Source organism: Shimwellia blattae DSM 4481 = NBRC 105725 (genome assembly GCF_000262305.1).
Classification (GTDB): Bacteria; Pseudomonadota; Gammaproteobacteria; order Enterobacterales; family Enterobacteriaceae; genus Shimwellia; species Shimwellia blattae.
This window is the reverse complement of sequence record NC_017910.1, coordinates 2,632,767-2,650,800: the sequence shown is the minus strand read 5'-3', so window position 1 is coordinate 2,650,800 and position 18,034 is coordinate 2,632,767. Positions and strand designations below refer to the sequence as shown.

Annotated in this window: 16 protein-coding genes and 1 pseudogene; 13 read left to right on the top strand and 4 right to left on the bottom strand. The window is 55.4% G+C overall.

All coding sequences use genetic code 11. The features are described 5' to 3' along the window. Positions 1 to 21 precede the first annotated feature (21 nt). Complete coding sequence (gene deoR / locus EBL_RS12430) at positions 22 to 786, bottom strand: DNA-binding transcriptional repressor DeoR (protein ID WP_002439448.1); 765 nt, start codon at positions 784 to 786, stop codon at positions 22 to 24. A 70-nt stretch (positions 787 to 856) separates the two neighbouring features. Next, complete coding sequence (ybjG, locus tag EBL_RS12425) at positions 857 to 1,465, bottom strand: undecaprenyl-diphosphate phosphatase (protein WP_002439450.1); 609 nt, start codon at positions 1,463 to 1,465, stop codon at positions 857 to 859. Positions 1,466 to 1,732: 267 nt separating this feature from the next. On the opposite strand from ybjG, the gene EBL_RS12420 reads away from it, so the two are divergent. Next, on the top strand, positions 1,733 to 2,968 hold the full coding sequence (locus EBL_RS12420; RefSeq protein ID WP_002439452.1) for an MFS transporter: 1,236 nt from the start codon (positions 1,733 to 1,735) through the stop codon (positions 2,966 to 2,968). 8 nt (positions 2,969 to 2,976) lie between these two features. On the opposite strand, the gene EBL_RS12415 is transcribed toward EBL_RS12420, so the two are convergent. After that, a complete protein-coding gene (locus EBL_RS12415; RefSeq protein WP_002439453.1) occupies positions 2,977 to 4,188 on the bottom strand; it encodes an MFS transporter in 1,212 nt (403 codons plus the stop codon). Positions 4,189 to 4,641: 453 nt separating this feature from the next. Between EBL_RS12415 and EBL_RS12410 the strand changes: the two genes are divergently transcribed. The 5 genes and pseudogenes from EBL_RS12410 to EBL_RS20030 all read left to right on the top strand — a co-directional run bounded on the left by EBL_RS12410 (position 4,642) and on the right by EBL_RS20030 (position 9,876). Beyond that, positions 4,642 to 5,838 carry a porin family protein gene (locus tag EBL_RS12410; RefSeq protein ID WP_002439454.1) on the top strand — a complete coding sequence of 399 codons (1,197 nt, stop codon included), beginning with the start codon at positions 4,642 to 4,644 and terminating at the stop codon, positions 5,836 to 5,838. A 486-nt stretch (positions 5,839 to 6,324) separates the two neighbouring features. After that, positions 6,325 to 6,621 (top strand): annotated as a pseudogene (locus tag EBL_RS20620) (Tn3 family transposase); the annotation flags it as partial. Between the two features lie 119 nt (positions 6,622 to 6,740). Next, a complete protein-coding gene (locus EBL_RS12400) occupies positions 6,741 to 8,963 on the top strand; it encodes a VgrG-related protein (RefSeq protein ID WP_002439459.1) in 2,223 nt (740 codons plus the stop codon). A 2-nt stretch (positions 8,964 to 8,965) separates the two neighbouring features. Further along, positions 8,966 to 9,367 (top strand): hypothetical protein, encoded by a 402-nt coding sequence (locus EBL_RS20040; RefSeq protein ID WP_002439461.1) that lies wholly within the window; start codon positions 8,966 to 8,968, stop codon positions 9,365 to 9,367. Between the two features lie 320 nt (positions 9,368 to 9,687). Continuing rightward, positions 9,688 to 9,876 (top strand): ogr/Delta-like zinc finger family protein, encoded by a 189-nt coding sequence (locus EBL_RS20030; RefSeq protein WP_002439464.1) that lies wholly within the window; start codon positions 9,688 to 9,690, stop codon positions 9,874 to 9,876. Positions 9,877 to 10,164: 288 nt separating this feature from the next. Here the strand turns inward: EBL_RS20030 and EBL_RS12395 are convergent, their stop codons facing one another. Beyond that, entirely contained in the window at positions 10,165 to 11,853 is a 1,689-nt protein-coding gene (locus tag EBL_RS12395; RefSeq protein WP_002439465.1) for an aspartate:alanine antiporter, read from the bottom strand. 295 nt (positions 11,854 to 12,148) lie between these two features. Between EBL_RS12395 and EBL_RS12390 the strand changes: the two genes are divergently transcribed. From EBL_RS12390 to potG, 7 genes are all read left to right on the top strand, one after another. Next, positions 12,149 to 12,541: an inner membrane protein YbjM gene (locus tag EBL_RS12390; protein ID WP_126298266.1), complete on the top strand. Its 393-nt coding sequence runs from the start codon at positions 12,149 to 12,151 to the stop codon at positions 12,539 to 12,541. Between the two features lie 139 nt (positions 12,542 to 12,680). Continuing rightward, positions 12,681 to 12,959, top strand: coding sequence for a DUF1418 family protein (locus tag EBL_RS12385; protein WP_002439467.1), 279 nt, complete (start codon positions 12,681 to 12,683; stop codon positions 12,957 to 12,959). Beyond that, a complete protein-coding gene (nfsA, locus tag EBL_RS12380) occupies positions 12,943 to 13,665 on the top strand; it encodes an oxygen-insensitive NADPH nitroreductase (protein WP_002439469.1) in 723 nt (240 codons plus the stop codon). The genes EBL_RS12385 and nfsA overlap by 17 nt, the downstream gene beginning before the upstream one ends. Before the next feature lie 32 nt (positions 13,666 to 13,697). Next, positions 13,698 to 14,600 (top strand): 30S ribosomal protein S6--L-glutamate ligase, encoded by a 903-nt coding sequence (rimK, locus tag EBL_RS12375; protein WP_002439471.1) that lies wholly within the window; start codon positions 13,698 to 13,700, stop codon positions 14,598 to 14,600. Between the two features lie 164 nt (positions 14,601 to 14,764). Then, positions 14,765 to 15,244: a YbjN domain-containing protein gene (locus tag EBL_RS12370; RefSeq protein WP_002439473.1), complete on the top strand. Its 480-nt coding sequence runs from the start codon at positions 14,765 to 14,767 to the stop codon at positions 15,242 to 15,244. A gap of 364 nt (positions 15,245 to 15,608) precedes the next feature. Then, on the top strand, positions 15,609 to 16,718 hold the full coding sequence (gene potF / locus EBL_RS12365; protein WP_002439474.1) for a spermidine/putrescine ABC transporter substrate-binding protein PotF: 1,110 nt from the start codon (positions 15,609 to 15,611) through the stop codon (positions 16,716 to 16,718). Positions 16,719 to 16,896: 178 nt separating this feature from the next. After that, the gene (gene potG / locus EBL_RS12360; protein ID WP_002439475.1) at positions 16,897 to 18,030 is read left to right on the top strand and encodes a putrescine ABC transporter ATP-binding subunit PotG; all 1,134 of its coding nucleotides are present in this window, start codon (positions 16,897 to 16,899) and stop codon (positions 18,028 to 18,030) included. Positions 18,031 to 18,034: the final 4 nt, after the last annotated feature.

Sequence of the window (18,034 nt, the reverse complement as noted above, 5' to 3'; positions counted from 1 at the left end):
CGCCCCGGGTCACCGGGGCGACTACCACAGCAGTTCAATACCTTCCTGTTGTGCCAGGCTGCGGATACTTCCCGGCGGCTGCTGATTGCTGATGATGGTATCAAACGCGCTCAGTGGCCCCATACATGCCGGGCGCACCTTGCCAAATTTACTGTCGTCCACCACCAGCACATGGCGGCGTGCCGCCCGGAGCGCCCACTGTTTTACCGGAAGCTCGTCGAGGTTAAAACAGGTAGCGCCGTGCTGGCTGTCGACACCGGCGGCGGAAAAGAACCCGATATCCGGGCAGAGGTTGTCGCACACATTCTGAAAGCCCAGCGGTTTGAAGATGGCGTTACTGGCGCAGAACTCGCCGCCGGACAGGATCACCCGGCAGTGGGGCTTACTTTGCAGGGCGAGGAAGGTGTTCAGGGAGTAGCAGACCCCGGTAAACGCGAGCGCCGCATCAATGGCGTTGATGATACAGGGGGTGGTGGTGCCACAGTCAAAAAACACGGTGTGCCCTGGCTGAATAAGCCCTGCGGCGATGTTTGCGGCATGTTGCTTTTCTGCCACCTGGCGGGTTTGCTGGTCGGTCAGTAAGTAGCTGCCGACCGCCGCGTTGCGCGGCTCGGCCACCACATAACCCCCCAGCAGCACCAGCGGCCCTGCCGTCAGGCTGAGATCCCGGCGCACGGTCATCTCCGACACCCCCAGCAGGCTGGCCGCTTCTTTTAAATGCAGTTTATCGTTCTGGCGAATTGCCTGAACTAAACGATGGATCCTGTCCTGACGCCGCGTTGCCATATCCCCCTCCCGACAAAAAACCCGGCACAGCCGGGTTTACAGGTGATTTTACCGTGCGGCGCCGGTAGCGTCATCCTCTAACCCACCCTTTACGAATGGGAAAGGCAAAGCTCCGCCGGTACAGGGCCAGCAGCTGGCGATATAAGGGCCCGCCCCAGCAGGAGCAGACCAGCGCCGAAAGCAGGCAACCCATCAGCGCAGCCAGAACCGCCCCCAGGATATCCAGCGGCCAGTGGATCCCCAGATAGACGCGCGACCCGCCAATGGCGGTGGCAATCACCAGCAAAACGATACCGGACCACAGGCGGTGCCAGCACAGCAGGGCAATGGCAAGCGTGAAGGCGGCTGTTGCGTGATCGCTCGGGAAGGAGCTGTCCGGCGCGTGGGCCAGAAAGTGATACCCCAGCCCCACGGCAAACGGGCGCGGGTGGGGCAACAACAGGCCGATGGTCAGTGAAATGCCGAGGCTGAAGACCAGCGCCAGGCTTATCTTCAGCGCCAGCTGGCGGCGGTTGTCCAGCCGGGTGCCGGGGCCCCATAGCCAGAGCACCACCAGTAGCGCCGGAATTATCAGGATAACGTCTCTGGCGATAATTTGCGCCGCGGTCAGCAGCCAGGGGGCGGAGTCCGGGGTGGCGTTAATCTGCAAAAACCAGTAGCGATTCAGCGCATCCAGCATCGGGAATGCTCCTTTACTTATTGAAGTACGATAACCGGGGGCTCCCCGCCGGCGGTGTGGCCGGTTAACATAAAAGCGGGTTCGCGGCCGGTAAAGGGGGCTTGTCTTAATTATTACTGTATTTTACCTGGTTGTTGATCTTTGGTTGCCGCGCCTGCCCGGAATACCATTTTCCGGCACACAGCTGGATATTTTGCTATTCAAAAAGCGAGCAGTTGATTACACTTGCCCTGTTAGTCCCTTTTTTCTTTCCTGCCTGGTTTTCTGATGTTAACGACAACTTCTTCTGTTAAGCGCCTCGGGCGTCAGTCACTGCTGTTTCCGCTGTGTCTGGTGCTGTATGAATTTTCGACGTATATCGGGAACGATATGATCCAGCCAGGTATGCTGGCGGTGGTGGATCAGTTTGGTGCCGGCGATCAGTGGGTATCCAGCTCCATGACCGCTTATCTGGCCGGTGGTATGTTTTTACAGTGGCTGCTCGGGCCGCTTTCCGATCGTATCGGCCGCCGCCCGGTGATGCTGGCTGGCGTGGCGTGGTTTATTGTGACCTGCCTTGCCACGTTTCTGGTGCAGGACATTGTGCAGTTTACTGTCGTGCGTTTTTTGCAGGGGATCAGCCTGTGTTTCATCGGCGCGGTGGGGTATGCGGCTATTCAGGAGTCTTACGACGAAGCGGTGTGCATTAAGATAACCGCGCTGATGGCCAATGTGGCGCTGATAGCGCCGCTGGCCGGGCCGCTGGTGGGTGCCGCCTGGATCCATGTCGCCCCGTGGGAAATGATGTTCCTGCTGTTTGCCGTGCTGTCGCTGGTGGCCTTTGTGGGCCTGTACCAGCGTATGCCGGAGACGGCCACCCGCATCGGGGAGCCTTTGTCACTGAAGGCGCTGGGCCAGGATTATGCCAGCGTGCTGAAAAACGGCCGCTTCCTTGCCGGGGCGCTGGCTATCGGGTTTGTCAGCCTGCCGCTGCTGGCGTGGATTGCCCAGTCGCCGGTGATCATTATTAACAGCGAACGGCTGGGCAGCTATGAATACGGGTTACTCCAGGTGCCGATTTTTGGCGCGCTGATCCTCGGTAACCTGACCCTGGCGCGCCTGACTTCGCGCTACAGTGTTCGCCACCTGATTATGCTGGGCGGCGGGCCCATCGTAGCCGGGCTGACGCTTTCCGCCACGGCAACGCTGCTCTCCCCCCATGCGATTTTGTGGATGACCGCCGGGCTGAGCCTGTATGCCTTTGGTATTGGCCTTGCGAATGCGGGGCTGGTGCGCCTGACACTGTTTGCCAGCGAGATGAGCAAAGGCACCGTCTCCGCCGCCATGGGGATGATCCAGATGCTGATTTTTACCCTCGGTATCGAGCTCAGCAAACATATCTGGGGGGCCACCGGCAATGCAGGGTTCAACCTGTTTAATCTTGCCAGTGGGGTGCTCTGGTTCCTGCTGCTGAGCTACTTTCTGCATGACCGTCAGGCAGGGCGCGGGTTGCAGCCCTCCTGATCCGGCGTTCAGCTCTGGTTACTGTTCCCGGGGGCGGGCTTTGCCACCGCCCGGGCGACCAGGGCGGCGATGATCATCAGCCCCAGGACGACCAGCATAGCGTGGCGCAGGCCGTAATGCTCACCCAGGAAGCCCAGCAGCGGCGGGCCCACCAGGAAGGCGAGATAGCCGGTAATCGCCACTATGCTGACCCGGGCAGGGGCGTCCGGGCCCGTATCGCTGGCGGCGGAAATCGTCAGCGGAAAGCCCAGTGATGCCCCAAGCCCCCAGAAAATCACCGCTGCACCGGCCACCAGACTGTGGTCAGAAAAGATAACCAGCCCGATGCCCAGCGCGCCCATCAGGGCGCTGGCGCGCACGACAGCCTCCCGGCTGTAGCGATCAATAAACCAGCCACCGCAGAAGCGCCCGGTGGTCATCCCCAGGGTGAAACCGGCGTAGATCAGTGAGCCGGAGGTCGGGCTGAAGCCGTGGCCGTCTACCATCAGCAGTGGCAGCCAGTCGTTGGCGGAGCCTTCGGCAAACGCCATAGCCAGCACGATCACGCCGATCAGTAATAGCTGACTGTCGCGCCAGAAGGGGCGGCGGGCCCCGGTTCTGGCGGCGGCATCCCCGTTGCTCTGGCTGTTACCGGTGCCTGGCGGTATCGCCCGGGCGGCAAGGGCCAGTGGGGTGATGGAGAGGGCAGACATCAGCATTATGTGCCAGGGGGCAGAGAGCCCGAGGGCGGTCAGCGCCATGCCCGCCCCGGCGCCCGCCAGGGTTCCCAGGCTGTAAAAGCCGTGCATCATCGGCAGGACGGTTTTGTGCATCAGCCGTTCAACAATGGCCCCTTCAATATTAACCGCCACCTCAGAGGCCCCGAGACCGCCGCCGAACAGCGCCAGGCTTACGGCGAACATCCAGGCCTGGCCCGCCATCAGTGACAGCCCCATCAACAGGGTGCCGCAGATAACCAGCGTCATACTGGCCATGATCACCGCCCGGGTGCCCAGGCGTTTAACCAGCCAGCCGGAGCTGAGGATACCGCTCATGGATCCCACCGAAATACCAAACAGCACGATCCCCATCCCGGCGGTGGAGACGTTCAGCCCGTCGCGAATGGCCGGGGTGCGGGTTGCCCAGGAGGCCATCAGCAGGCCGGGCAGAAAAAACAGGGTAAACAGGGCATAACTGCGCAGGCGCAGGGCTTTACGATCGGTGTGGGGTGCTGTGGGCATGGGGGCTCGGTACGGGTTAAACAGGGCGCCAACACTAACAATCTTTGCCGGGTTTGTACATATTATCCCGGGTAACTGCCTGTTTTGGTTACCGGAAAGAGTACCGGCATGTTGCCAGCGGGTTTGGCAAGAAAGTGATGCCATTAAAAGAGAGCCTGCCGGATGCCAGCGTAATGTTGTTTCATATCTGAAAATATTTACCTCGCTATATCGCAAATATAAATATCATTATCAGTGAGCCATAATATTGTGTTGTTGCTCAAGGTTTATGCCTTGACTCCGGGCAGGCTGCGTGCGATTTTCTCTGTATCAAATAATAAACAGAGTTTCATATTTGAAATAAAATACAAATACTGCGTTATTTAATTAAGGGTTTTACCACTGAAACAAAATAATAAGTCGATATTAATCGATGGTCTTTTATTGTGCGTAAAATAAAGTGAGATATGTGCTATGGGTAAATTATTTCTCCCTCTGATGCTGGCGGCCGGTATCAGTGGGCTGGCACAGGCAGCCGACGGAAAACCGTTCCCGCATATGGGCTGGCGTAGTGCTGATAACTTGTCCGGGCTGGATGTCGGTGGTGCACTGCGGGCCAATTATCGCTATGAAGACTGGAAGGGGAGTAATTATCGTAACCCGCCGCATCTGCGTTTTGATACGTTTCGTATCGACAGCAGCGGCTTTTATGGTAATTATTTTTTCGATGCCGGGTTCTGGTTCCAGGATCATCGTAAATACGCTGTTGACCGCGCTTATATCGGATATCGATTCGATAAAAATAATAGTGTCCAGCTGGGGATCCCCGCTAAGCCCTTCGGCCTTGAGCCTTATCCGCAATTTGGCTGGTCCTACGGTATTCCGTTTTATTTAGGTTTTGGCGTTGGTGCCGGCAGCGGCATTAACTATCAATATCACGATAATAACTGGTCGCTGGATGTCGCTTATTTTCCGTGGATGGAGCCGGAGAATTTACGCTATGCGCCGGATGTCGGCGATTATGATCGACTGAAAAACACCATCTATCCGGCTCAGCATCTGCAACACAATGAAAAGCGCGATCAGGTTAACGTGCGCATCGCGCGTGATTTCCACGGGGGTGGCTGGAATAACGAACTCGGCGGCTCGCTGGCGCTGGCGCGGCTGCACAACCGCGCCACTGATGACGACGGCACCTTCTGGGCTGCGGGCGTACATGGCATGCTGCATCACGGGCCGTGGCAGCTGACATCGCAGCTGATTCGCTACCAGTACGCGCCGAAGAATCCGGCCGGTGTCAGCGACGATACCATTCTGATGGGCGGCAACGGCCTGACGCCTGCCTACCTGATCCCGGCGCAAGCTACCACCGCGTCGCTCAACGTGGCCCGCGATGTGGATGTGAAGTGGGGCGGTATATCGAAGCTGCGTTTTTACAATGACTACAGCGTGCTGTGGAAAGACAAAAGCGGCTGGAGCGATTCGAAGATGAACACGCTTGGTGTGCAGGTTTTCGCCCTGCCGGTGATGTTCTGGGTCGATCTCAGTTGGGCAAAGAATGTGAATCCGTGGGGCGGTGCGCTGAATTCCACCGGCTGGACCAGCACCCAGTCAGAGGGGAGCGGTAAATGGTACTTCCGTACTAACGTCAATATTGGGTATTACTTCTGAATCTTACCGGGCGGCCAGGATCATCTGGCCGGGATCTCAAAAAATGCATGGAACTAAAACGGGTCTATTTACATATAGTCCAGCTTGGAGCGAACTGTCTAACCGGAACGGGGCGTGGTGATTTGGGTAAGGCCTCCACCACAACACGTAGACCGTATGACGGGAACAGGAGAGCGCACGAGGGAGCGACCCACCGGAAACGGTGGGGATCTTATTAGTCCTGTCGGGTTTCGCCGTACTGTCGGATTCATGGTTGAGCGTAAAGCTCCCATAGATGCACCGAAAAAGCGTCTGTTTTGTGAACTCTGGCAGGAGGGCGAAGCCTATGAAAAAACGGGTTTCCCGCGGCTTTTGATTCTGTCTTTTTCTTTCCTGCGGCGCAGCTCCGCTATCCCTGAGTAAGAGGTATGTAGCGCCCGCCGCAGCCTCACGGCAGGAGCATCGCGACCGAGTGAGCGAGGAGGCGCAACATCACTGTACGTTCTCGCCATTGAAGCACTGGCGCTACCGGAAGGTGTGGAGAGAACGGTTCACCAAAATCGGTTGCTAAAACTCGCGCGTGAAGGCCGCAAAATGAGCAGCCGCGATCTGGCTGATTTTGCCCCTGCACGTCGATATGCAACGATGGTCAATGATCAGTTGCTGTCACACTTGTCTCCGCTGGGCTGGGAGCATATTAATCTGACGGGGGACTATATCTGGCGAAACAATAAAAAACTTGCGGAAGGGAAGTATCGTACTTTGCGGCCAGTTGATGTCAGCCAGTACAAAAAATCATCTTAACGTACAATATATTCCGTTTTCCAAACGGAGCCCTATTACGCCATATGGGAAATTCTGGTTAAGTCGCATCCGGTGTATGATGGCGGCAATTTAACCATATCAAGCAGAAGGAATTGCCCGTGAATATCTGTTTCCCGGCCCGAAAGGCGAACGGTAAAGACTACAGCACGCTGGATGACATGATGGCACAGGTGGGACGCGAGCCCCACGGCACGTGGCTGGCGGGGACCAATGGCATGTGGCACGGCGGGATTCATATCAGCCGTGAAAGTGCGCCGGCGTCCTTTCTGACACCGGAGAACGTTGATACGGCGGTGCCGCTGCCGTTTATGGCCGGGGGGGAGGTGGTGGCCTACCGCCTGAACAGTCAGTACATTACCGATACCTGGCTGGGGCAGACGCTGCAGTATTCCAGCACGTTCGTGCTGGTGAAATCGGTCTGTACGCCCGATCCAGACAAGCCGGCTGACAGCCTGGAGTTTTACTCGCTCTATCTCGGGCTGACCCCGCCGTCGGCCTTTCCGGCGCTCCAGTGTTATCAGGTCACCGCACGGGGTGATGGTGTGCGAACCCGGCACTACAGCGGGCAGGAGAAGACGGGCGAGCCTGCGCCGGTGCCGACGGGGAAACTGGCAACCGGGCAGAAGGTGGCGGTGCTGCGTGAAAACCTGTTCAGGCTGGACGGGCATATCCCGACCTTCGGACTTGCGCGGCTCCTGAATAAGCACGACGAGATGACCGGGGAGGCGTTCTGGGTGTCGGTCGATTCGTTGTATATGACCCCGGTGGGCAAGCATACGGCACATCTGCCGGCATGGATGCAGCAGGCCATGAAGGAGGGAACTTATGACGCGGTGGTGAAACCTGCCAGCAGAATGACCGTTGCCGCCGGCGATGCGGTGGGGTTCCTCGGGGAAGACATTGTCCCCGGCGGGCTGAATGAGACGGAGACCGATCCGTATGTGCATATCGAGGTGCTCAGTACCGACGACCGGCTGCCGGATTTTCTGCGTAATGCCGCCGGTGTCACGGGCGGGGAAAAATATCTTCATATTCGCCCAGAGAGCAGTCTGTACACCCGCAGCGGCGATACCTTCACCAAAACCAGCGGGAAGGTACGGAAAGACATTCACAAAATCCTGCCGCAGGCCAAATGTCCGTCATTCACCGACAGCGCCGGCAAGCGCTGGTTCGATATCGGGCAGGGTGCCTGGCTGAGTGGCGACGACGTGGAGGCGGATATCAGCCAGTATGACCTAAAAAATCGGGGGTTCTCAGCGTTTGAGCAGCCCGCCACAGCCAGTATGGAAAAATCCCTGCATGAGAACTGGGTGAAATCGGCATTCAGCCATCTTTCCGAGTGGGTGAGGCCGGAGCGGGGTATTCGTGAAAAGCAGGTGTCGAACTATTATCAGGCGCTGATCCGTAAGATGGATCTGAACCACGATGGCGAACTGTCCGGGTGGGAGCTGCATCAGGCCCTGCAGTACCCGGAGATGGACGTAAGGGATCTGGTTGCCGGTCTGGTCATCAGACACGACAGCGAGTGGTTCGGCGGCAGCAGCCATCTGCGCTGGACGGACTACCTGAAACACATGGATATGCTGCTGACGGGTTATGTCAGGAGGTGGCTAGATAACATGGAGTGGATGAGTCAGGTACCGCCTTTCGACGAGGGAAAACCCGTATGGCACATGCATCCGGTGAAGTTTCTTGATGCTATTGCAACGAAGATTAAGTTGTGGGAACTGGGAACAACATCAGAACATTATGAGTCTGGTGGTAGGGGGCCTGGAGTCATATCTTCAGGAAGAGGAGATCACGGTGGAGCATCATATGGATGTTATCAACTATCCTCCAAGCTAGGTGTTGTTCAAGATTATATTAAGCAATCAAAATATAAAAGTAGATTCGATGGTCTGCAAATAGGAACGCAAGAATTTAATTCTGAGTGGAAAAGTATAGCGATTGAAGATAAAAATGGATTTTCACATGACCAATATCTTTTTATAAAGAAAACTCATTATGAGGCGCAGTTAGGATTTTTGGCAAAGCATGGAATTAGTATCACTCATAAAAGAGCTGCGATACATGACATGATATGGTCTACCTCAGTTCAGTATGGGCCTTATACAAATCTTATAGTTAAAGCTGTTGCTGGATTGTCTTTTGACAGCGCCACGGATGTTCAAATTATAACCGCAGTGCAAGATTATAAACACGACAATGTTGAAACCAAATTTCGTAGTTCCCCTACGCTTTGGCCTGGTTTGAAAGCTAGGGCTATAAGTGAGAAGGCTAAGCTTTTGAAGTTGGAAAATGATAATTATGAGGTTGAGTGATTATGGGGTTTATTAAATCAGCGAGTATGGTTCTATTTGTTATTTCTTTTGCTGTACTATCAAAAGAAGCTCCTAAGTATAGTGCAGAATATATGAAGTGTTTATCCGCTAATGTAGGTGATCCAATGTCTACTACATGCATCGATTCCGAATTGAACACTCAAGATGGATTGATTAATTCATTTATTGGCAAGCATAGGGATATAACTTCACCTGAAGATGGTAACCCGATAGATCTTAAATCGTTTGCGGGAAGTCAGCGTAAATTAATAGATGAAAAATGTGACCTGTGGTTAAAGGCTGGAGGGCAAAATGGAGTTCTTTTATCTAAGCAGTGTATTTTGGATGAAACAATATCCCTAAAAAATATGCTAACAGATTTTGTCAGATCTGTTGATGGCTAATAATTCATGGAGGATCTTCTTGAGATCCTTCATGGAACGTCGTAATCTCCTGCTCTGTAAACGAAAAAACCACCTGGGGAGGTGGTTTGATCGAAGGTTAAGTCAGTTGGGGAACTGCTTAACCAAGGTAACTGGCTTCAGCAGAGCGCAGATACCAAATGCTGTCCTTCCAGTGTAGCCGTAGTTGGGCCATCACTTCAAGAACTCTGTAGCACCGCCGACACCATCATCGCTCTGCTCATCCAGTTACCAATGGCTACCGCCACTGGCGATTCGTCGTGTCTTTCAGGGTTGGATGATCTTGATCCTACCCACGTACTGTGGACACAGCCCTAAGCAGCTTCCAGGTTTCCAACGAAACCAAAGAACGCTACAACCAGTGCACTAACATCGAATGCGGGCATACCTTCGTGACGCATAAGACTTTTGTGCGGTCAGTATGCCGTTTGCAAAAAATCAGCGCAGCACCGCCTCATCCAAAAGGTATGCAGGAACAATTTGCTTACTAATACTGATTCGCCGCTGGCGGTTTTTTTACGTCCGATGTCGCCATAACAAAAACGCTGTCGCCACTTTGTCGCCACACATGAAGAAGAAGTTATCTAAGTGGTTGATTGGAAGGGGGGCTGAATTTCAGGCAACAAAAAACCCATCAACCTTGAACCATAAGCGGCGGGGTTGATGGGCTCCACAAATTGGGGACATCAAAGAAAAGCAGTGGCACTAATTAAGACCCGCACCCTGGTGAAAAGTTCGCGGGCCGGGCAAAATAATTTTTCATGGCACAAAATGCACCATTACCCGCCAAGGCCTGGCCAGATGATGATGATAAGCGTACCGGCCAGGGTGAGCAGCACGTTGGCAATCGCATAAGTGCCTGCGTAGCCCAGGGCCGGAATATTACTGCGCGACACGTCGCTGATAATTTCCATGGCCGGGGCACAGGTGCGGGCACCCATCATGGCGCCGAACAGCAGGGCGCGGTTCATGCGCAGCACATAGGCGCCAAACAGGAAACAGATAATCACCGGCAGCAGGCTGACAATCAGACCGGCTACCAGCATCTGGCCGCCAATCGCCCCGAGCCCGTGGCTCATACCGCTACCGGCGCTCAGCCCCACACCGGCCATAAACACCATCAGACCAAACTCTTTGACCATGTTCAGCGCCCCCTGGGGGATATAGCCAAACGTGGGGTGGTTAGCCCGCAGGAAGCCGAGCATGATCCCGGCAAATAACAGCCCGGCCGCGTTACCGATCCCGAAGCTGAACGAACTGAAGTCAAAGGTGATCATCCCAATCATCAGCCCGATAATAAAAAAGGCGCAAAAGGCCAGTAAGTCGGTCACCTGACTGTGAATGGAGATAAAGCCGATGCGATCGGCAATGGTTTTCACCCGGCGGGCATCGCCGCTTACCTGCAGCACATCCCCTTTGTTGAGCACGATATTGTCATCAATCGGCATCTCTATCTGGCTGCGGATCACCCGGTTAAGGAAGCAGCCGTGGTCGGTGAGTTTGATTTGCGCCAGGCGGCGGCCAACCACATTGTGGTTTTTCACCACGATCTCTTCGGTCACGATCCGCATGTCGAGCAGATCCCGGTCGAAAACTTCCTTACCGTTACGAAAGCTCGGATCAAGGCGCGCGTGGGCATCCGGGTAGCCGACCAGGGAGATCTCATCCCCCACCTGTAACACCGCATCGCCGTCTGGCGTGGCCAGAATACCGTTGCGGCGGATACGTTCGATATAACAGCCGGTCTGGCGGTAGATCCCAAGCTCGCGCAGGTTTTTACCGTCTGCCCAGGCCACAAGCTCCTGGCCTACGCGGTAGGCGCGGATCACCGGCAGATACACTTTACGGGTGGCGTCGGTATCCAGCCCCCGCTCGCGGGCAATCTGCTGGGCGCTGGTCTGGAGATCCTGGTGCTGCAGTTTTGGCAGGTAGCGGGCGCCGACAATCAGGCTCACCAGCCCCACCAGATAGGTTAACGCATAGCCAAGGCTCAGGTGATCCTGGGCGAGGGCCAGCTGGGCGCTGTCCATACCGGAGTGGCGCAGGGTATCACCGGCCCCCACCAGTACCGGGGTGGAGGTCATGGCCCCGGCCAGCATCCCGGCGGTAAGCCCGATGTCCCAGTGGAACAGCTTGCCAAGCCCCACCGCCATCAGCAGGGCAGAGCCCACCATCACGGTGGCCAGCATCAGGTAGTTTTTGCCGTCGCGGAAAAAGATAGAGAAAAAGTTGGGGCCGGCTTCCACACCCACGCAAAAAATAAACAGCATAAAGCCCAGGTTTAACGCGTCGGTATTCATGGCGAAGTGCTGCTGGCCCAGCAATAAAGAGACCACCAAAACACCAATAGAATTACCCAGTTGTATTGAGCCCAGCCGTAATTTACCCAGGCAAAGGCCCAGGGCGAGTACAACAAACAATAGCAGGATGTAATTCCCGCTTAACAAATCTGCGACGTTTATATTCACGAAGGATAACTTTTTGTTTACTAGTAACCTGTTGAAAGTGATAGTTTTTTGCGCTAATGTCACCAGGACGCACGGGCAGATATGCCCTCTTTTGCAGGGTGAAATGCGCAGCATCTGGCCCAGCGCCGTTAGTTTAATCTTTCATTTAATTAACGGCTAGTGAGAGTTAACCGATTACAAAAACTAATAGCAAATTATGTGTTCAGTTCTGGCACGGATAGCGGTGTTTTGTCTGATGTGAGCCCCGTGGGGAAAACGTTACAAGTGTGAGAGTAGCAATGTCTGGGGGATGGTTGTGATGCGATCACATCGCTGGATGAGTGTCATTTGTTGCTGTGTGTTGTTTATCGTTGTGTTCCTGGCCGTGCGCTGGAACATGCGTGGCGCATTTCGTGCCGCCGGGCACCCGGAGCTTGGTCTGCTGGTGTTTCTGATCCCCGGCGCGGTGGCGAGCTTTTTTGCCCGCCAGGAGCGGGTGGTTGAGCCGCTGATTGGCGTGATGATCGCGCTACCGGCCTGCGTTATTGCGCTGCACACGATTTTTGCCTCCGAGCGCTCCTTCTGGCAGGAGCTGGCCTGGCTGTTTAGTGCGGTATTCTGGTCGTCGCTGGGCTCTTTGTGTTTTCTGCTGGTGTTCGCCATGCGCCGCAAGCGCCGTGGGTTTGACCGGCGCTCCAGCGAAAAGTAACCCCGTTGCCCCGGGTGGGGCACCCCTTCTATCTGTTTTTCATTTCTTTATTTGTTGCGCTGAATACGGTCGCCGGGAATGCACGCGCCCGTAGGCGGGCGCTATACTCTGCGCATTCTGACAAGAAGGATGTGTAGCCGTGAAAACACCCGGACCAATTATTTCGCCACCGTTACTGATTCTGGAAACCGCGGGCATTGCACTGCTGGTGCTGGCGTGGCTTTCGGTTAATCAGTATCTTGAGCTGCCTGGCGTGCTGGGCAGCGGCGGGGCCGCGCTGATCATGATATTTGCCGGAGTAGGGCTGATGCTGCCCGCCGCCGTGGCGCTTATTCTGGCCATGTCCCGCCGCCTGGCGCCGCAGTTAATGTCACATTCAGAATCAAAAAAGGAAAAACCCGATGACACCGACCATTGACTTGTTACTTGCCCACCGCTCCGTGCGCCATTTTACGGATCAGCCCATCAGCGATGCCGAGCGCGAAGCTATCTTCGCCGGGGCGAGGGCGACCTCAAGCTCCAGCTTTTTGCAGTGCAGCTCGATTATCCGCATCACGGATCCGGCGCTGCGCGGGCAACTGGCGACACTGGCCGGGAATCAGCAACACGTTGCCCGGGCGGCGGAGTTCTGGGTGTTCTGTGCGGATTTTAACCGCCACCTGCAAATTTGCCCTCAGGCAGAGCTGGGCTGGGCGGAGCAGTTGCTGCTGGGCGTGGTGGATACGGCAATGATGGGCCAGAATGCGCTGACAGCGGCAGAGTCCCTGGGGCTGGGTGGGGTCTATATCGGCGGGATCCGCAACAATATCGCCGCCGTTACCGGGCTGCTTGAGCTTCCCCGGTTTGTGCTGCCGCTGTTCGGGCTGTGCCTTGGCTGGCCTGCGGATGTGCCGGAGTTAAAACCGCGCCTGCCTGAGGCGCTGGTCGTACATGAAAACCACTACCACCCGGTGGACAGGGACGTGCTACAGCAGTATGACGACCAGATAGCCGCCTATTATCAGAGCCGGGGCAGTAACACCCGTCAGGACACCTGGAGCGACCATATCCGGCGCACCATTGTGAAAGAGAGCCGCCCGTTTATTCTCGACTATTTACATCAGCAGGGCTGGGCCTGCCGTTAAGTCGGCAGGGCCGGGATTGTCAGGGGGAGAGGATGAAAATTGCTATTTTATCCCGGGACGGGTCGCTCTGGTCCTGTAAACGGCTGCGCGAGGCCGCAGTAGCACGGGGCCATCAGGTTGATATTATCGATCCGCTTTCCTGTTATATGACAATAGGTGCGGATATTTCACAAGTGCACTATAAAGGGCGACAACTCCCCCATTATGATGCGATCATTCCCCGCATTGGCTCCGCCATTACTTTTTATGGTACGGCGGTGCTGCGCCAGTTTGAGCTTTCGGGGAGCTACCCCCTTAATGAGTCGGTGGCTATCAACCGGGCGCGCGATAAGCTGCGCTCCCTGCAACTGCTGGCCCGCCAGGGCATAGCGCTGCCGGTAACGGGTATGGCCCACTCGCCAGACGACACCAGCGACCTGATTAAAATGGTCGGCGGTGCACCGCTGGTGGTCAAACTGGTGGAGGGCACCCAGGGCATCGGCGTGGTACTGGCGGAGACCCGCCAGGCGGCAGAGAGCGTGATCGATGCCTTTCGCGGGCTGAATGCGCATATCCTGGTCCAGGAATATATCGCGGAAGCTGGCGGGAAAGATCTGCGCTGTCTGGTGGTGGGCGACCAGGTGGTGGGCGCCATTGAGCGCCAGGCAAAGCCCGGCGACTTTCGCTCTAATCTGCACCGTGGCGGCAGCGCCCGCAGGGTAGAGATAACCGGGCAGGAGCGGGCGCTGGCGGTTAAAGCCGCCCGCACGCTGGGGCTTGAGGTGGCCGGTGTGGATATTTTACGCGCCAGCCGCGGGCCGCTGGTGATGGAGGTGAATGCCTCCCCCGGGCTGGAAGGGATAGAAAAGACCACCGGGCTGGATATTGCCACCATGATGATCCGCCGGGTTGAAGGGCAGGTCCATGAGGGATACAGCCTGAAAACCGGCGGCTAACCGGCGCAGGTGGATTATCACATGGTATCCGGGGCGCTTTTTGCGTAATCTATGTCCCCGTCGTTTCTGGCGCAGCGCTGGTCTGTTTACCGCGCAACGCCGGTTATTCAGGGTATAGCGCTTTATTTCGCCCCCGTCATTAATGTTAAAGAGGTATCCGAGGTATGGCGTCGCTCGTCGTTCCGACACTGGAAACTGTCCGTCGCTGGATGGACGAGATAGGAGTCACTTTTTACGAGTGTGACTCCTGTCAGGCATTACATCTTCCCCATATGCAGAATTTTGAAGGGGTATTTGATGCCAAAGTCGATTTGATCGATAACGTGCTGCTGTTTTCGGCACTGGCGGAAGTGAAACCCTCTGCGCTGCTGGCCCTGTCGGTGGATTTATCATCCATTAACGCCAGCTCCCTGACCATGAAAGCGTTCCTTGATATCCAGGATGACAACCTGCCAAAACTGGTGGTGTGCCAGGCGCTGTCTGCCTCGGTAGGGGTCACCCGCGAGCAGTTCGCTGCATTTATGAAGCAAAGTGAAGAGCAGGTGTCGATGGTGATCCTCGAAGCCTCAGCCAACCAGCTGCTTTACAATTCAGAAGATGAAGCCGTACCGGCAGAGCCGGAGATGAGTCACTTTTTACATTAATTTTCCCGTTAACTACGCAATGTCTGTGCCTGGTGCAGGATATTGCGTAGTGAATTGTATTGCCTGCTGGCGGTTTAGCGGATCATTTCCTCCACGAATTAACCAGCCGGATTTATTTCCGTATTCATTTTTGTGACCTGCTGATAAAAATAGCTTTTTTCTGCCTCGCTATAGTCTGAACCCCCTGCTAACGTTATTCTTGCCATGCACCGAAAACGTGCAACGAATTTGTCATATTTTTAAATTTTTTTGTTCTTTCAGGATAAATGCGCACGGATTTTGCATGTATGTTGCATATCGGTCTGGTGCTCAGATTACTCGCTCACGCGTATTGCCATTACTCTTTGAGAAGGAAATGAAAAATATGTCCATCCCAGCTAAAAAATGGTTGTCAGGTATTATTGCCGGGGCTCTGATGGCCTCTTCCGCCGTGGCAGTGGCGGACGAGCAAAACACGCTGCACATTTATAACTGGTCTGATTATATGGGTAAGGATACGCTGAAGAACTTTACCCGGCAGACCGGAATTAAAGTCGTCTATGACGTGTTTGACTCTAATGAAGTGCTGGAAGGAAAATTAATGGCGGGAAGCACCGGCTATGATCTGGTGGTGCCGTCATCTAACTTTCTGGAGCGTCAGTCCCAGGCCGGTATTTTCGCCCCGCTGGATAAAAGTAAACTCCCCAATTATAAAAACCTTGATCCGGAATTGCTGAAACTGGCCGCCCAGAACGACCACGATAATAAATACGCTATCCCTTATATGCTGGTCACCACTGGCATTGGCTACAACGTTGATAAGGTAAAAGCCGCCCTGGGGGCCGACGCGCCGGTAAATAGCTGGGATCTGATTTTTAAACCGGAAAATATCGCCAAACTGAAGAGCTGCGGCGTGGCGTTTCTGGATGCGCCGAGCGAAATGTACGCCACCGTGCTGCACTACCTGGGCAAAGATCCCAACAGCTCCAACGCCGCCGACTATAACGCCGCGACGGATCTGCTGCTGAAGCTGCGCCCCAGCGTGCGTTATTTCCATTCCTCCCAGTATATTAACGACCTGGCGAACGGCGATGTCTGCGTGGCAATTGGCTGGTCGGGGGATGTGCTGCAGGCGGCAAACCGGGCCAGTGAGGCGAAAAACGGCGTCCACATTGCTTATTCCATCCCTAAAGAGGGGGCGATTGGTTACTTTGATAACTTCGCCATTACTGCCGATGCCAAAAATAAAGAGGCCGCCTACCAGTTCCTTAATTATCTGATGGAGCCCAAAGTCATTGCCGATATCAGCAATACGGTGTTTTATCAAAACGCCAATAAAGCAGCCACCGAGTATCTGGCACCTGAGGTGCGTAATAACCCGGGCATTTATCCGCCCGCAGACGTGCGCGCCAAACTGTTCCCGCTGAAGGTGCAGTCGCCGAAGATTGACCGGGTGATTACCCGCTCCTGGACCAAAGTGAAAACGGGTAAATAACCCTTTTTATTCTGAATAACGGATGTCGCGTCAGGTATGACATAAATCGTGCGTTAACCACTGGCAATTGCACAATCAGAGTGCAATTGCCTCAAAATGGTCAGTGCCCTGATGCACTGATCCCTGGATTAAAAAGATAAGGCGACCGGGCCACACTTTTTTGCCGGAGGGCTTCCCTGTGAATGAAACTATCCTCCGCCCGCGGGCGAAAACGATAAAAGCGCTGACTCCGCTACTTGAAGTTCGTAATCTGACAAAATCATTTGACGGCCAGAACGCCGTGGATGATGTCAGCCTGACTATCTATAAAGGGGAGATTTTTGCGCTGCTCGGGGCATCCGGGTGCGGTAAATCCACCCTGTTAAGGATGCTGGCCGGGTTTGAAACCCCCACCCACGGGCAGATTATGCTCGACGGGGTGGACCTGTCCCGGGTACCGCCCTACCAGCGGCCCGTCAATATGATGTTCCAGTCTTACGCGCTGTTCCCCCATATGACCGTGGAGCAGAATATCGCCTTTGGCCTGAAACAGGACCGGCTGCCAAAAGGCGAAATTGCCAGCCGGGTAGAAGAGATGCTGGCGCTGGTGCATATGCAGGAATATGCCCGGCGCAAACCGCACCAGTTGTCCGGCGGCCAGCGCCAGCGGGTGGCCCTGGCCCGTAGCCTGGCGAAGCGGCCAAAACTGCTGCTGCTGGACGAGCCCATGGGGGCGCTGGATAAAAAACTGCGCGACCGGATGCAACTGGAAGTGGTCGATATTCTTGAGCGGGTAGGGGCCACCTGTGTGATGGTGACCCACGACCAGGAAGAAGCCATGACCATGGCCGGGCGTATCGCCATTATGAATCGCGGTAAATTTGTCCAGATTGGCGAGCCGGAAGAGATTTATGAGCACCCCACCACCCGCTACAGCGCGGAGTTTATCGGCTCGGTCAATGTGTTTGAGGGGTTACTGAAGCAGCGTGATGAAGACGGCCTGGTGATTGACTCCCCGGGCCTGGTCCACCCGCTGAAAGTGGATCCGGATGCCTCCGTGGTGGACGGTGTGCCGGTGTATGTGGCGCTGCGCCCGGAAAAGGTGATGCTCTGTGAGACCCCCCCGCCAGACGGCTATAACTTTGCCGTGGGGGAGGTGGTACATATCGCTTATCTGGGGGATTTGTCGATTTACCATATCCGCCTGCACAGTGGCCAGATGCTCAGCGCCCAACTGCAGAATGCTCACCGCTATCGCAAAGGGACCCCGACCTGGGGAGACGAGGTCCGTCTGTGCTGGGATGCCGACAGCTGTGTCGTGCTGACCGTGTAGGAGG